14 protein-coding genes are annotated in these 16,344 nt (G+C 42.3%); 5 read left to right on the top strand and 9 right to left on the bottom strand.

Features of this window, described 5'->3' with window-relative positions; translation table 11 throughout:
* Nucleotides 1-5 precede the first annotated feature (5 nt).
* The 3 genes from EHS13_RS00820 to EHS13_RS00810 form a co-directional block, all read right to left on the bottom strand.
* Nucleotides 6-716, bottom strand: coding sequence for an ABC transporter permease subunit (locus EHS13_RS00820; protein ID WP_155698450.1), 711 nt, complete (start codon nt 714-716; stop codon nt 6-8).
* Nucleotides 709-1,710: an ABC transporter ATP-binding protein gene (locus EHS13_RS00815; RefSeq protein ID WP_155698448.1), complete on the bottom strand. Its 1,002-nt coding sequence runs from the start codon at nt 1,708-1,710 to the stop codon at nt 709-711. Before EHS13_RS00815 ends, EHS13_RS00820 begins: the two co-directional genes overlap by 8 nt.
* Nucleotides 1,711-1,944: 234 nt before the next feature.
* Nucleotides 1,945-4,452 (bottom strand): U32 family peptidase, encoded by a 2,508-nt coding sequence (locus EHS13_RS00810; protein ID WP_155698446.1) that lies wholly within the window; start codon nt 4,450-4,452, stop codon nt 1,945-1,947.
* A 159-nt stretch (nt 4,453-4,611) separates the two neighbouring features.
* Between EHS13_RS00810 and EHS13_RS00805 the strand changes: the two genes are divergently transcribed.
* Entirely contained in the window at nt 4,612-5,271 is a 660-nt protein-coding gene (locus EHS13_RS00805; RefSeq protein ID WP_155698445.1) for a DUF975 family protein, read from the top strand.
* Between the two features lie 70 nt (nt 5,272-5,341).
* Here EHS13_RS00805 and EHS13_RS00800 read toward each other — a convergent pair whose 3' ends face one another.
* Nucleotides 5,342-5,620, bottom strand: coding sequence for a hypothetical protein (locus EHS13_RS00800; protein WP_227013738.1), 279 nt, complete (start codon nt 5,618-5,620; stop codon nt 5,342-5,344).
* Between the two features lie 195 nt (nt 5,621-5,815).
* Between EHS13_RS00800 and EHS13_RS00795 the strand changes: the two genes are divergently transcribed.
* The gene (locus EHS13_RS00795; RefSeq protein ID WP_155698443.1) at nt 5,816-6,784 is read left to right on the top strand and encodes a sugar phosphate isomerase/epimerase family protein; all 969 of its coding nucleotides are present in this window, start codon (nt 5,816-5,818) and stop codon (nt 6,782-6,784) included.
* Between the two features lie 77 nt (nt 6,785-6,861).
* Here EHS13_RS00795 and EHS13_RS00790 read toward each other — a convergent pair whose 3' ends face one another.
* The 3 genes from EHS13_RS00790 to EHS13_RS00780 all read right to left on the bottom strand — a co-directional run bounded on the left by EHS13_RS00790 (nt 6,862) and on the right by EHS13_RS00780 (nt 9,000).
* Entirely contained in the window at nt 6,862-7,125 is a 264-nt protein-coding gene (locus EHS13_RS00790) for a DUF2759 family protein (RefSeq protein ID WP_405083544.1), read from the bottom strand.
* A 220-nt stretch (nt 7,126-7,345) separates the two neighbouring features.
* On the bottom strand, nt 7,346-7,828 hold the full coding sequence (locus EHS13_RS00785; protein WP_155698442.1) for an SRPBCC family protein: 483 nt from the start codon (nt 7,826-7,828) through the stop codon (nt 7,346-7,348).
* Between the two features lie 80 nt (nt 7,829-7,908).
* The gene (locus tag EHS13_RS00780) at nt 7,909-9,000 is read right to left on the bottom strand and encodes a ParM/StbA family protein (RefSeq protein ID WP_155698440.1); all 1,092 of its coding nucleotides are present in this window, start codon (nt 8,998-9,000) and stop codon (nt 7,909-7,911) included.
* A 204-nt stretch (nt 9,001-9,204) separates the two neighbouring features.
* Between EHS13_RS00780 and EHS13_RS37330 the strand changes: the two genes are divergently transcribed.
* The 3 genes from EHS13_RS37330 to EHS13_RS00765 all read left to right on the top strand — a co-directional run bounded on the left by EHS13_RS37330 (nt 9,205) and on the right by EHS13_RS00765 (nt 11,066).
* On the top strand, nt 9,205-10,206 hold the full coding sequence (locus tag EHS13_RS37330) for a peptidoglycan DD-metalloendopeptidase family protein (RefSeq protein ID WP_319633414.1): 1,002 nt from the start codon (nt 9,205-9,207) through the stop codon (nt 10,204-10,206).
* A 2-nt stretch (nt 10,207-10,208) separates the two neighbouring features.
* Nucleotides 10,209-10,634, top strand: a complete 426-nt coding sequence (locus tag EHS13_RS00770; RefSeq protein ID WP_155698438.1) for a bactofilin family protein — start codon at nt 10,209-10,211, stop codon at nt 10,632-10,634.
* Between the two features lie 87 nt (nt 10,635-10,721).
* Nucleotides 10,722-11,066, top strand: coding sequence for a TFIIB-type zinc ribbon-containing protein (locus EHS13_RS00765; RefSeq protein ID WP_155705174.1), 345 nt, complete (start codon nt 10,722-10,724; stop codon nt 11,064-11,066).
* Nucleotides 11,067-11,149: 83 nt separating this feature from the next.
* Here the strand turns inward: EHS13_RS00765 and uvrA are convergent, their stop codons facing one another.
* Nucleotides 11,150-14,002, bottom strand: coding sequence for an excinuclease ABC subunit UvrA (gene uvrA, locus EHS13_RS00760; RefSeq protein WP_155698436.1), 2,853 nt, complete (start codon nt 14,000-14,002; stop codon nt 11,150-11,152).
* Between the two features lie 273 nt (nt 14,003-14,275).
* A complete protein-coding gene (uvrB, locus tag EHS13_RS00755) occupies nt 14,276-16,270 on the bottom strand; it encodes an excinuclease ABC subunit UvrB (RefSeq protein ID WP_155705173.1) in 1,995 nt (664 codons plus the stop codon).
* Nucleotides 16,271-16,344: the final 74 nt, after the last annotated feature.

The raw sequence follows: 16,344 nt of genomic DNA, 5'->3' as shown, positions 1-16,344 counted from the left end.
GACTCCTATCTCCACCGTTTTCTGTCCAGCAGTTGAATGCTGAGAAATATAAATACAAGAATAAAGCTCACATAGAACAGCACATCACTTAAATCAAATACACCTTTTTGCATATTGACGGTTCGGCCAATGATCGAGAATTGATTCAGCCAATCCTTGCCTGAGGTTGCCGAGCTTCCGCCCATGAATTCAATCATCCACAAGAGAATCATCAGTGAAAATGCAACTACACCTGCCACCATTTGATTGGCAGAAGTGGTTGATGCAAATAAGCCAACCGCCATTAATGCCGAACCGAGCAGGAACATGCTGAGGAAGGAAAGCCATAAAATCGGCATATCTAGCTTACCAAACGCTGACATAATTAAAGGATAGATTAAAGTTCCCACAACAAGCGTGCCTTGAACAATCAAAGCTGCTAGATACTTGCCCACAATAATTTCCGTAATGCTTGCAGGCGAGGTTAAGAGCAGCTCGTCCGTTCCTTGGCGCAGCTCATCTGAAACCAATCGCATGGTTAAAAGTGGGATAATAAACAAGTAAATGAACGAAGTATTTCCGATAATCGGAACCACATCTAAAGATAACGATTGCAGAAAGTACAAGGAAAAGAAAAATCCACACACCAAGAAGTATATCGCGAAAGCAATGTAGGAAGTCGGAGCGAAGAAATAAAGCTGCAGCTCCTTGCGGCACAAGGCCCAAGTTCTACGCATCTTCACTCACCTCCTCTTGAGGAATCAATTCTAGTGTCGGCTCAATTTCTTCGCCTTTTTCATTGGTAGTCAGCTTTAAGAAGATATCTTCCAGACTGAGGTTTTGTTTCTTCATTTCCAATATAGGCAATCCCAGCTCCGCCATGCGGTAGAAGAGAATTTCACGGATGTCTTGGCGATTATTAGAGGAAACCTGAAGCTTGGTTGAATCCGCTTGAGGTTGGTCAGCCGCAATGGTGACTTGACCCACGGATTCCAGCAATTCCAGCTCACGCACAATTGTTTCACGATGCCCTTTAATCTCTAAGCTAACTTCGAAAGTCTCGCCCATGGTATTAACTATTTGCTCTGGTTTGCCATCCAACACAATAGACCCTTGATTGATGATCAAAACTCGATTGCAAAGCGCATTCACTTCAGGCAAAATATGCGTGCTTAAGAGCACCGTATGATTCTCTCCCAGCTCTTTAATCAGCTGGCGGATCTCAATAATTTGCTTCGGGTCAAGTCCTGAGGTGGGCTCGTCCAAAATAAGCAAATCCGGATTGTGAATGATTGCTTGCGCCAATCCCAGTCTTTGCTTATATCCCTTGGAAAGTCCACGGATGATTTGGCGTTCTCTGCCTTGCAGCCCCAGCTTCTCAATAACAGAGCCGATCCGCATTTTCTGCTCCTTCACCGGAATACCACGTAGATCCGCGATAAAACGCAGGTATGCATAGACATTCATTTCCGGGTATAACGGCGGTGTTTCCGGCAGATAGCCTATTTTGCTTCTAGCTTTTCTGGGATGATCAGCCATGGATAAGCCATCCACGAGAATTTGGCCCTGCGAGGGATTAAGATACCCCGTGATCATCCGCATGGTAGTCGTTTTGCCGGCACCATTGGGTCCGAGAAATCCCACAATCTCTCCGCGACTCATCGAAAAATCAATCTGATTAACCCCACGCTGATTTTCATATAACTTACTGACCTGCTGTACCTCTAGCAATAGGACACCCTCCCTTTGAAAAAAATCTGGTAATAACGGAAACCGAATAGTCTCATCAATCAATATAGCCAAGTAACAATAAGCTAACCTTAAAGGAGTCTGAATTTTTGCTTAATAATTTGTGTCTGATTTGTGACAAAAAAGTACCCATATCCTAAACACTCTTTTTTAAAGTGTCTAGTCTATGGGTACCCGTTTAAAATTCCGCTATCTCTTTCTAAATTTGTAATTTGGTTACTTCACTAATTGTCCGCGAGTAACTCCAAGTTGATTGGTTGCTTTTAATGTGCGCCATACTTGAGACCCGCTAATTTTCCCGCTCAACGCTTGGCTGTAAAGCTCTAGAACTTCAATCACTTGTTCAGGAGTTTCCTCCAAAAATTCGACGCGATAAGAAGGGACACCTAGCTCGATGAACTGCTTCAAGTATTCAGCGCCTGATTGCTCAATGGCATTGTAAACGGTGTTCCGACAGCCTTCATCTACACGAACAGGATGTGACATTCCGATTCTGTCCTGTAAGGATACACGACTTTCTTCGCAAGGTCTGCCACAGTTGGTGAAGTCTGTGCCTTCACTAAGGAAGGTGCAATAAACGCAATGCTCTGTATGGAACATCGGCATATGCTGATGAATGACGATTTCCATTTGTGATGTGTCAGCTTTCCGCAGCATATCGACCATTTGTTGAATGTTCAAGTCGTAAGATGGAGTAATGGTATTACAGCCGGCATCCAAGAATAATTGTGCGGCCTTATGATTGGCAATATTTAAGGAGAAATCTCCGATTAGTTTAGGATGCTCTTGCTCTGGATGAAGCTGTTGCTGCTGCATGTAATAGTATACCCCAGCTGTATTACGCACCAGTACAGCGTCCGGTTTAAGATTTGCAATATTGCGGAAATACCCGTTTTCCCCCGGCATGTGAATACGTGGAGTTGCTAGAGCTATCTTCCGGCCAGCTGCACGGACAGCATCTACTGCTGCTGGAAATTGCTTAATAAACTCAAAGTCTGCATAGATCCATTCCACATTGGTTTGCAATACGGCCTTTACCTGCTCTAGATTGCGACATAAAGCGGTTAGCTGTGGTTTCACTTGCAGCTGCACAGGTGTCTGTGCGTCCTTATACACTTCATATTCTTCTACCGAGTGTTTAATGTAAGCTCGCGGCTTTTGGCGAATGGCTTCCAGCTTTTCGACCGCATCGCGACGCATTTGGTTCAATTCACGCATGGGTAGGATTAGATCACCCTGCAGCTGTATATCAAGCTTATCTAATGTATATATCGTTCCGCCAAGGCGACCAAATTGCTCTGTGAAGAAGACTTCGTCCATTGGACGCTTCAAGGCTTGCTCAAGCAGCAGCTCCGATTCAATCAGCTCTGTATGCCCTGTAAGCAGATCAGTCCACCAGCTTCGCAGCGGATGACCCAATGCGCCCGTGACTTTGACCTGTACTGGGAAGACATGATACGGCTTCTCCGTCTCGTAGGTTTGACGCAGCTGCTTGTCGAGGTGCGGATCGTTCGTCTTCCAGACGCGATCCCCGACATGCACGCGGCTAAGATCCACATCGTTGCGCCCCGGCACGATGTCAATAAACCCACCGGCCGCTTCGCCTTCAATCTTCGCCCCATTGCGGCGAATATCGTACACGCGGCCGCCCTGTTCCTTCTTCGACGGGTCGCCCGCGTCGAAGACAATCCCATCACCCCGCTTCACAGGGGCTTCAAGCTCACAAACCACGCCGTCGCGCAGCACCTGCTTCACGCGGCCCAGATAAACCCCACGGCTTTTGGGAAACGTGCCCTCCACCAATTGCTTGTTGTTTGTCCCGTTAAAAAAGCCGACCGTAAACCCACGCGAGAAGCTTTGCTGCAGCTCTCGTAAATCCTGCTTGTCCGGCCGCGCATCCTCGCCGGCAAAATACTTGTCGATCGCCTTCCGGTACTTGCCGACGACATTGGCAACATATTCCGGGCTCTTCATCCGCCCTTCAATCTTAAAAGACGTCACGCCGGCTTCAATCAGCTCCGGCATAATCTCCAGCGCCGCCAAATCCTTCGGCGACAGCAAGTACGCGACATCGCCCATCGGCTTCTGCACCCCATCGACCATTAGGTCGTAAGGGAGACGGCAAGCCTGCGCGCATTCGCCGCGGTTAGCAGACCTTCCGCCCCACATCTCCGAGGTGAGGCACTGCCCCGAATATGACACACATAAAGCTCCATGAACGAAAACCTCCATAGGTAGCTTAGCCTGTTCGCCAATAGCTTTAATCTGCTTCAAGTTATTTTCGCGGCCCAGTACAACTAGCTCCAACCCAAATGGCTTTGTAAACTCCACCGCTTCCGGTGAGGTAATCGTCATTTGCGTAGAACCGTGAATCGGAAAGTCCGGCGAGATATCACGAATCATTTTGACCAAGCCCAAATCCTGAACAATTACCGCATCCACACCAGCATCTATACAGGCCTCGACCAATCGCTTCGCGTCCGTTAGCTCATCTTCAAACACTAGAATATTAAAGGTTAGAAATCCCTTGACTCCATATAAATGAAGATAGGACATAATATCAGGGAGTTCATCCATTCTAAAATTGTTCGCCCTAGCCCTAGCATTAAATTTCTCTACACCAAAAAACACGGCATCTGCTCCATTGGCTACCGCAGCACGCATACATTCCCAATCACCAGCCGGAGCTAGCAATTCAACCTTCTGTCTGGATATAATACTCATATACAACCTCCGTAAATCATAACTTATACTTACTAGTGTAGCAGAAAAGCAGGCAAGTAAGCCAGTTTGCAAAAAAAGGGTAATCTTTACGAAACGTCGAATATATATTTTCGTAAAACATTAAGGAATAATAGCGAAACTACAACTGGAGCGTGGAACATGTTAACTGATTTAAAAAGCAATCCTGAATTACGTGCAACTGCAAGGGAACGACTAAAGGGAAATTGGGGCAAAGCGATTTTAACCGTGCTGGTTTATTTCATACTAACCATCTTAATAAACGGCGGCTCTAAATTTGAAGATATCGGTTGGATAGTTAGCATTTTAGCGCTAATCTTAAATGGTGCATGGTCCGCAGGGCTACTAACCTACTTTATCCACGTGGCACGACAAGAACCTTTATCGATCAAGCTTTTGTTCAGTCAGCTCCCTAGGCTCATTCCATTTTTTATCCTGCTGCTCATCCAAGGGATATTAATCATTCTTTGGACCTTACTACTGATAGTACCGGGTATTATTGCGAGCATACGTTATTCTCAAGCCTTCTATATCTTACTTGACCATCCAGAAATGAAAGCAAGCGAAGCAATAAACCGTAGTAAAGAAATGATGAAAGATCAGAAATGGAAATACTTTTTGTTAATTTTAAGCTTCGCTGGTTGGTATATTCTAATTATGGCAGCCCTATTAATTTTGAGTGCGCTAGGTTTGCAAATTCTCGGTATTATTGTATTCGGTATCGGTATATTAGCGTTAATGCCTTATATCTACACCACTCAATCCATCTTTTATGATGATTTGAATAAAAATACACCTTAAAGTGTCAAAAAGATGAGGCTCCAATGAATGACTGGAACCTCATCTTTTTATTTATACAACTGTTTCTATGTTAATTCGCATTTACTACCAGACCTATGATAACAACAAACAATACAATGTAAATCGCTGCAACACAACCAATGATAATCAAAGATGCTTTAGCATAATTTTGCTTATTTAAATTCACTCCTTCACCAAATGCCCATACAAAAAGCAAGATAATATTCACGAGTGGAATCATTAACAAAAGGGTAGTACCCACCCAGCTTTTTACACTCATCGGTGCAGAATTGGGTGAATATTGACCATTGTCCGGAAAAACTGGATTATTCTCATAGTTTTGATTCATTTCAACACACTCCCAAATTTTATTTAAAAAATTGCTGAGTTGTTACCTCTGAGAATGTATGCCCCTCTGGCGAGATTAATACGTGTTTAAAATTACTGTTACATAAATTTGAAATTTATCTGAGCTTCTTAATTCATTTTCTCCAAATCAAATGTTATACTTTAGACGAACCAAATTATGTCGGAGGTGTCAAACATGAAGTTAGGTGTTTTCGCAGTTCTATTCGCCCAAAAGTCTTTAGAGGAAGCCTTAGATTATATTGCTGAAAAAGGCTTGCAAGCCGTTGAGCTTGGTACGGGGGGATATCCCGGGAACTCTCATTGTAATCCGGATGAATTATTGAACGATGCTGGCAAGCTAAAAGCTTTCAAGCATGCTGTAGAGTCACGCGGTTTAATCATCAGTGCTCTTAGCTGTCATGGCAATCCGTTGCATCCGCAAAAAGCTTTTGCTAAAGAGCATCACGATGCTATGTACAAAACAGTAGAATTAGCCCAACGTTTAGAAGTGCCTGTAGTAAATACCTTCTCAGGATGTCCTGGCGATCATGAAAATGCCAAGTATCCAAACTGGCCTGTCGCTCCTTGGCCGAATGATTTTAAAGAAATTCTGGATTGGCAGTGGGCAGAAAAAGTTATTCCTTATTGGACCGAAGCTGGAAAATTCGCTTCAGACCGTAATGTAAAATTTGGCTTAGAGCTCCATGGCGGTTTCTCTGTACATACTCCAGGGACCTTGCTAAGACTACGCGAAGCTGTTGGTGAAGTCATCGGCGCCAATCTAGATCCAAGTCATATGTGGTGGCAAGGCATCGATCCTGTGCAAGCTGTTCAAATTCTAGGACGCGCAGGGGCCATTCATCACTTCCATGCAAAAGATACAACGATTGATCCTGTTAACGTAAACAAACATGGACTAACGGATATGCAATCATACTCCATGATGTTGGATCGCGCTTGGCAGTTCCGCACCGTTGGTTATGGCCATGACTTGAAAACATGGGCTGATATTATCAGCGCTCTTCGCTTAGTTGGTTACGATTATGTAGTCAGTATCGAGCATGAAGATGGCCTGATGTCGGTTGATGAAGGCTTCACTCGTGCCGTGCAAAACTTAAATCAAGTATTAATTAAGGAACCACTAGGTGAAATGTGGTGGGTTTAATCCTATAGAAACAACACAAAAGCCCTCTCACCTAAGTGAAGGGGCTTTTGTATGTCTTGTTTATCACTCGTCAAACATTAAGTAAGTCCGGGGAATAACCAATTCTTAACCATGATGTAATCCATAATAACGAATACGAGCAATGAAACGCCACCAAAGCCGATAGCCACTACATTCTTCTGCTCTGCCTTTAATGATCGATATACACCTATAGCAATTAATATGGTAAAAGCAATTACAAAAAAATCAAAATAATCGAAAGTAATGCCGAACATATTAAATGTACCAGTTGCCATTGCTTCATGTTCTGGTGATGTAACTGGTTCTGCTGCTAATAACATGGAGAGCCCTCCTTATATTTATACGAAAACAACCTATTTTTCTATGTTATCGCGTGAAGCCCACGGATGCAAGTGCTTTCTGGCTTAAGAGGCCCTTTGTCACCAAATCTCCAAATTTCCTATTAAGAATTATCTAAATTTCAAGCAATAATCTTTATAATTATAAATTGTCCATTTTGATTAAAATTTATCACTGCATTCATTAATGTATCTTTAGTCATTAGTTTTTATTGAGATTATCGATAAGCTCTTTGTATAGTTCAAACTGTATTTTCCATTCGTTTTCACGAGACTCCAGTGTTTTCCCATCCAATAATAAGCCTAAGACAGCTAGGCAAACATGCCAGCCGGCAAGATCCCTTGGTGTATGGTCCGTAATTTTAGCCATCTTTTCTATTAAGATTAAACAACATCCTTCTGGTTCCGGATATAACTCAAAACGTACAATGCCTTCATCCCAAGTAAATTCCAATACCGAATTTAGTGTCAGTTCGATAATTTCAAGCCCTATGAATGTTTCATCTGGCATGTTGAACTTAATTGTCCCTCCCTTACGGAGGCTGTCTACCTCGAGTTCAGAAAACCATTTCGCCAGTTTATCATTCTCTGTTAACCCAGCCCATACCTTTTCAACCGAATGCTGGAGATTACGCTCATAACGCGCGGTATATCCTTCTTCTGCTTTCTTTATGACTGCTATCATGTTAATTCTCCTCCTCCAAAATGGTGCTGACTAATACAAAAAGCCTACCATTTCGGTAGGCTCCAATCAAATTCTAGTAATTAAGAGGTTTGATTTACTTTATTTTTAGCCATTTTTAGGTAGCCGTATACATTCTGCAATTCACTATCTTCAGCAAAGCGCAGCTTCATTGTTTTAGCAAGCTCTTGAATGTATGGCTTCAACGCCATAGCCCCACCGCCTAATACATAAAAACACTCAATATCCGGATATTTTTTCCAACGTTTTTTGATTAGATCAACAATGCGCTGTGCTGCTCGGGTAAAATAGGCATCGACGATTGGCTTGATGTTGGCTTGCCCTTCACCTATTCGTTGAATATTGTAATTGCCGCTTTTCACTCGTTGCACTAACTTTGTACGACTTGGAAAACGATATCCGTATGTATCTTCGATATCATGGATAATATAATCCAAGTACATAGCCAGACCCATTTGCTCACCTGTACTGAATTGATTATCGATACTCATTCTTTTTAGAACTGGAAAATCTGTCGTTAGCGCACCCATCTCACAAATACCAATACAACCATAGTACAGCTCTTCATCCTTGACTTGAAGATTCTCGTGAGTTGCCATATGGAACAAAGCCGCCGCACCCTCAATGGAGATAACCGCTTTACGAATGGTGACTTTTACTTTACGATTGCGCAGCTGTGGGGTAGTTAAGAAAGTAACTTCATGCTCACCAACTAAACGATCTTCGAATACTTTATGAAATTTGGCATAGGTACGGACAGGTAATCCAGTCCCAATTACATACTCTACCTCATCAAATGTGCTATTAAAGGAAGAGCCTGAATGGCTGTTTCCACTAACTCCAGCGTAAGCTAAGGCCACTAAAGCAACAATTAGAGATTGATCAGATAAAGCTTTATTATCCATGTCTTCCAATTCAACGTTATCATCATTCTCCATAGCAAGCTGCCCAATAAAATAACGCTGATTGCTTCTCGCTAATCTCGGGCTATGTACCATAACATCCAAACCTTTAAGAGGTGAATCTTCTTCTTGCAGAATAGATCTTTCATATCCAGGAGCAACAATGTTAGGGACCATAATCGTCTCTTGACCCCCGTCGACCACAAGCTTAATACTGTCATTACCTATATCAATTCCAGCTAATTTGATCATTTGATCCTCCCTATTAGTCATTGCTATCAATTGCTATCACAATACTTATCTACAAGATTTCTACTTATTTCGACAAATTCCTGCTTGTCCGATGAATTAAATTGAAAATTAAGGTAAAGAGAGGCAGGTTTTTGTAGATTAATGGCGAATATTACAAACGGTAAAAGTCCAAATATCGACAATTCGCTTCGAAAAGGAGTTCGCATGAAATTAAAGTGGTTTAAGAAAAAATTCACCTTTATGGTCATACCGGACAATGATCCAAGTCGAAGTGTGCTTCGCTTTCGGGTACATGGCCTCTTGCTGTATGTCTTCTTCTCGATCTTTTTTGCATTAATTGTCATCAGCATGATTTTGTATATTGTGCATGGAAAAAGCTCATTATTGAATTCCATTCTCGCAAAAAAGCTAACTGGACAAGAGCAAGAATACTCTCAAACCGTTTCCTCTAAAGATTTGACTATTGAACAGCTGCAAAATAAAGTGATTCAGCTCTCGGAGCAAGCCGCAGAGATCCAGAGTAGAATTGGAGAAATGCAAAAGCTGGATGAGGAAGTCAAGCTGCTTACGAATCCCGATAAAACTGCAAAGAAACAAGTAAAGGCTGGAACAGAGGTTGCTCAGGATAGTAGCAATGATAAAGGCGGGCCTATGCTTTCGGTTACTAACGAAGAAATTCTCCAGCTTGCGGATAACACTCAGAAAAATTTTAAAGCTTTAGGTACTGAAATGACTACTTTATTCGGGTCGATGGAACAAACTAAGAAAAAAGTGATCAATGCCATTGAGCTGCTGAAAATTTCACCCACTATTTGGCCTGTAACGACACGACATATCACCTCTGGATTCGGCTTTCGAGAAGATCCTTTTACATACAGACCTACTTTTCATAGTGGGTTCGATATAGCAGGGAGTTTTGACGATCCCGTTTATGTAACCGCAGATGGTACGGTAATCTCATCCGATTATGATAAGCTACATGGAAACAATATTGTGGTTAGTCATTCCAAGGGTCTTCGAACCTGGTATATGCATTTGAATAAATCCCTTGTTTCTGAAGGTGATCATGTGACTAAAGGTCAACAAATTGGTTTGCTTGGCTCCACGGGACGCAGCACGGGTCCCCATCTTCATTATGAAGTAAAAAAAGACGGCGTTAGCGTCGATCCTGAACCTTACTTAATTACAGCTAGAAAGGAAGAATAAACATGTTTAAAGGCAAGAAAAAGCAAATTAATCCTAATATTACGGATACCCTAGTTGGAGAAGGCAGTCAATTTGAAGGCAGAATTAAATCAGAAGCTAGCCTTCGGATCGAAGGTATGGTAACAGGCGATGTGGAGTGTACAGGTGATGTAATCGTTGGGGAGCATGGGGTCGTTAAATCAAATATTATTGCACGCAATATTATTATTGCAGGCTCGGTACATGGCAATATTATGACTAAAGGAATGCTGAAAATTACCTCATCTGGAAAATTATTTGGAAATACGACAACTGCTTCATTAATGATTGATGAAGGCGGTACTTTCCAAGGGACTAGTAAAATGGAATCCAAAGCTGCACAAACTGAAAAGCATGAAAACGAAGAAAAAAACCAACCAACCGTTATCCCATTTAGCCAAGGTTTATAATATTACCAATTCGCTTTGAAACCGTATGGTCTACGAAACGTACTAAGCATAGACGAAACGGAAATCACCGAATGGAGGGTATTAATGATGAAATGTCCTGTATGTTCAGATGTTCGAATGCGCGAAGTGGCAAAAGATGGAGTTTTAATTGATGTATGTCCCGATTGCAAAGGAGTTTGGCTTGACCGGGGTGAGTTGGACAAGCTGCGAACTGGGATTCAAGAAACACGAACCGAGTATGAACGAATGGAACGGCATGTCTCGAATGATGATAAATATGAGCGTAAACAGAGTAGAGATGATGACGATGATGATGATGATGATGATGATCGTTCGTATAGCTCACAGGATTCCAAAGGCTATGACAAACATGGCAAGCCCTATAAGAAAAAGAAAAATGTGATGGATGTATTTGGTGATCTATTCGGATAACTTTATAACTAAAAGGCCATTCATTAAGTCAGCTGACTTGATGAATGACCTTTTTGCTTACTCTAGATTTAACTTAGGTAAGATTAATGTACTTCTGCTAAGGTACGTGCGCGATCCCGTTCCAGCACAGGTTTTAGGTATTGCCCTGTATAAGAACCTTTTACTTTAACGACTTCTTCTGGTGTTCCTGAAGCAACAATCAAGCCACCACGACTCCCACCTTCAGGTCCTAAATCAATCACATAATCAGCTGTTTTGATTACATCTAGATTATGCTCAATGACTAACACGGATTCTCCGTTATCCACTAAACGATGCAGGACCTCTAACAAGCGAGCAATATCATGGATATGCAAGCCAGTAGTAGGCTCATCTAGTATATAGATCGACTTGCCTGTACTGCGACGGTATAACTCAGCTGCAAGCTTAACTCGTTGTGCTTCTCCACCTGATAAAGTGGTTGCAGGCTGACCCAAATCCATATAACCGAGACCAACATCGAATAAGGTCTGCATCTTGCGGCTAATGCGCGGAACATTCTTAAAGAATTCACAAGCATCTTCAATCGTCATGCCTAGAATCTCCGATATATTCTTGCCTTTATATTTGACCTCAAGTGTTTCGCGGTTGTAGCGTTTGCCTTTGCAAATTTCGCATGGTACATAAACATCGGGTAGAAAATGCATTTCAATTTTGATGATGCCATCCCCTCGACAGGCTTCACAACGGCCGCCTTTTACATTGAAGCTAAAACGACCCTTCTTGTAGCCGCGGATTTTTGCTTCCGATGTAACGGAGAATAAGTCCCGAATATCATCGAAAACACCTGTATAGGTAGCCGGGTTAGAACGTGGGGTTCGTCCAATTGGAGATTGATCAATATCGATTACTTTCTCAATATGTTCAAGTCCGAGAATTTCTTTAAATTCACCTGATCTGACTTTTGCCCCATTCAGTTCACGCGCTAAGGTCTTATACAGAATCTCATTGATCAATGTACTTTTTCCAGAGCCTGATACCCCAGTTACACAAGCAAAAACCCCTAACGGGAATTTCACATTTACATTACGCAGGTTGTTCTCTTTTGCACCTTTTATTTCTAGCCATTTACCGTTAGTAGCACGACGTTTTAATGGGATGGGAATGAACTTACGCCCACTTAAATATTCTCCGGTTAAAGAGTTAGGATCTGCCATAACTTGCTCAGGTGTTCCTTGTGAAATAATTTGGCCCCCATGGATACCTGCTCCAGGACCAATATCGATTATATAATCTGCAGCCAACATAGTGTCTTCATCATGCTCAACAACGATTAGGGTATTGCCTAGATCACGCATGTGCAGTAGAGTCTCGATTAAACGAGCGTTATCCTTCTGATGCAATCCAATACTCGGCTCATCTAGAATATATAGCACGCCCATTAAGCTTGAACCAATTTGAGTTGCTAAGCGAATACGCTGTGCTTCCCCACCCGATAATGTGCCTGCTGCTCGACTTAGCGCTAAGTAATCCAAGCCCACATTAACTAAGAAACCCAATCGTGCATTAATCTCTTTAAGAATTAGTGTGGCAATCTGCATTTCACGATCTGTCAGTACAAGATTCGAGAAAAACTTCTGTGCATCTCCAATAGACAGACCTGTGGAGTAAGCTATATTCTTCCCTTGAATCGTTACAGCCAAGCTCTCGGCTTTAAGACGCTGCCCTTTACATTTACCGCAAGCCTTAGAGCTCATATAAGCCTCGATATGCTCCCGTATCCCATCTGAAAAGGTATCACGATACCTACGTTCCAAATTCTTAATGATCCCTTCAAATGGAACCATGGCATCTCTTGTTTGTCCAAGTTCATTCTCATATCGAAAACGAATCTTTTCCCCATCTGTGCCGTATAACAAAACTTTCATTTGATCTTCTGTTAGCTTCTCTATAGCCACGTTCCGTGGAATTTTATAATGCAGACAAACGGAAGCAAGAAATTGTGGATAATAGTTAGATGTACTACCCGCCCATGCTTCGAAAGCTCCATCCTGAATGGTCTTCTTGCGATCGGAAACCAGGAGATCGGGATCTACAATCATTTTACTGCCTAACCCGTCACAATCTGGACAAGCACCATAAGGGCTATTGAAAGAAAACATCCGTGGAGCAAGGTCCTCAATACTGAAGCCACATTCAGGGCATGCTAGATTCTGACTAAACAGCAGCTCATCATGATCTGCCACATCTATAAGTACTCTGCCCTCAGAGATCTTCAGCGCAGTTTCTATCGAGTCGGCTAATCTGACTTGTACGTCTTCTTTAACCACAATCCGATCGATAACAACTTCGATTTTATGCTTTTTGTTCTTATCTAATTCTATTTTTTCTGACAAGTCGATAATCTCGCCATTCACCCGTACTCGAACAAAGCCTTGTCGCTGAATATCGCCCAAAAGCTTAGTGTGCTCCCCTTTGCGACCTGAGATCAGTGGAGCCAAAATTTGAATTCTTGTTTTTTCTGGGTACTCCATAATGCGGTCCACCATTTGTTCAACGGTTTGTGCAGTTATTGCTATCCCATGAGTCGGACAATGCGGCTGACCGACACGCGCAAAAAGCAAACGCAGATAATCATAGATTTCTGTAACCGTACCGACGGTTGAGCGGGGATTACGGCTTGTTGTTTTCTGGTCGATAGATATAGCCGGAGATAAACCTTCGATAGAATCTACATCCGGCTTCTCCATCTGGCCTAAAAATTGACGGGCGTAAGCAGAAAGCGACTCTACGTATCTTCTTTGCCCTTCTGCATAAATCGTGTCGAACGCTAAGGATGATTTACCTGAACCGCTTAATCCTGTCAATACGACAAAACGATCACGTGGAATGGTCACATCGATGTTTTTGAGATTGTGAGCTCTTGCTCCTTTAATGACGATATGTTCACTTGCCACGAAAATTTCATCCTCTCATTGTGAGATTAAATTATTAAGATAATTGAACAATGGTAGATATCACTTACGTTTATTAAAAAAGAAATGCTCAAGTGCGTAACAGATGTGCCTTCCAGCCACTCTTGAAATTGCATCCCTTTATTTGAAGGGTTGTAACGATGCAATATTCAAAGGCGGCACGTAAACTTTCCAGACACACCCATTACTCCCTTTCGCTTCTTTTTTAAAAAGCATTAAAAATATAATCTACTTTATTTAGAATATCTTTAAAAATTAATCTTCTGCTTTAAGTTCTAAGACCGCATCGCGGAGTTCGGCGGCGCGTTCGAATTGAAGATTCTTAGCTGCGGTTTTCATTTCTTGCTCTAAACGTTCGATGAGTGCAATGCGCTCTTTTTTGTTGAGCTTGCCGCCCACACCTGTTAGATAATCTGCTTTTTGCTCGGCTACTTTGCTAGCTTCAATCACATCACGTACTTTTTTGCTGATCGTCGTTGGCGTAATGCCATTCGCTTCGTTATGTGCAGCTTGAATGACTCGTCTACGCTCCGTTTCATCTAAAGCTTTACGCATGGAGTCTGTTATTTTATCGGCATACATAATGACTCGGCCGTCTGAGTTTCGGGCAGCTCGGCCTACCGTTTGAATTAATGCGCGTTCTGATCTTAAGAATCCTTCTTTATCCGCATCCAAAATACAAACCAAGGATACTTCAGGTAAATCCAAGCCTTCACGAAGCAGATTTATACCAATTAAAACATGAAAAACACCTAGCCGTAAATCACGCAAAATTTGCAAGCGTTCTAAGGTTTTAATATCCGAATGCAGATATCGCACTTTAATATCTATGTTTTTGAGATAGTCAGTTAAATCTTCTGACATTTTCTTGGTCAATGTTGTAACCAGTACACGTTCATCTCTGCGAATCCGTTCGTGAATCTCACCTATTAAATCATCAATTTGACCTTTCGAAGGACGAATTTCTATGATGGGATCAAGCAAGCCTGTTGGACGAATAATCTGCTCAACCATAATAGGACAGCGTTCCAATTCAATGGGACCAGGTGTTGCAGAAACATAGACGATTTGACTGACTTTATCCTCAAATTCTTCGATGCGCAGAGGGCGATTATCCATAGCGGAAGGTAGTCGGAATCCATGATTAACGAGCATTTCTTTTCTCGCTCTATCCCCGTTGTACATCCCACGAATTTGCGGTAAGGTTACATGAGATTCATCCACAACAAACAACATATCATCTGGAAAATAATCCAAAAGCGTATAAGGGGTAGCTCCTTTTTCACGGAAGGTTAAAGGTCCAGAATAGTTCTCAATCCCTGAACAAAAACCCATTTCTTGCATCATTTCTATATCATAACGCGTCCGCTGCTCCAACCGCTGTGCTTCAAGCAGCTTGCCTTCTTCACGGAATACAGCTAAGCGTTCCTCAAGCTCGCGCTCAATATGGACTATGGCAACCTTCATTGTGTCTTCATGCGTCACAAAATGTGAGGCTGGAAAAATAGCAATGTGGTCCCGTTCAGCAATAATTTCACCTGTTAAAACATTGATTTCGACAATTTTCTCAATCTCGTCGCCAAATAACTCGATCCTAACAGCTTGCTCACTGTGTGAAGCCGGGAAAATCTCTACTACATCGCCTCGCACACGAAAAGTACCGCGCACAAAATTCAAATCATTCCGCTGATACTGAATATCAACTAATTTATGGAGGATTTCATTCCGCGAACGTTCCATACCCACACGAAGAGATAACAATAGATTTCCATATTCTATGGGAGATCCTAAACCGTAAATGCATGAAACACTGGCAACGATAATGACATCTCGCCGTTCAAATAAAGAGCTTGTTGCTGAATGTCGCAGCTTATCGATTTCTTCATTGATGCTGGAATCCTTCTCGATAAAAGTATCCGAAGAGGGAATATAGGCTTCCGGCTGATAGTAATCGTAGTAGCTGACAAAATACTCGACTGCGTTATTCGGGAAAAACTGCTTAAATTCGCTGCAAAGCTGGGCCGCTAACGTTTTGTTATGGGCAATTACAAGAGTAGGGCGATTCAATTCGGCTATAACCTTAGCCATTGTAAAGGTTTTCCCTGTACCTGTTGCGCCTAAGAGAGTTTGCTGCTTTTGTCCAGCGGTGATGCTTTTAAGCAGCTGCTCAATTGCTCTTGGCTGGTCCCCTTGCGGTGAAAACTCTGAAACCAATTCAAACTTTTTATCACTCCGTACTATATCGTTCATTTCACTCACCTTATCCCAGCCTCTAGGCGCGAATTTGATTAATCCAGATGCAGCCATACAGTTTTACTAAACTT

The organism is Paenibacillus psychroresistens (assembly GCF_009728935.1).
In the GTDB taxonomy this organism is placed as follows: Bacteria; Bacillota; Bacilli; order Paenibacillales; family NBRC-103111; genus Paenibacillus_AC; species Paenibacillus_AC psychroresistens.
The sequence above is the reverse complement of the archived record's forward strand: the minus strand, read 5'-3'. Positions and strand labels throughout refer to the sequence as shown.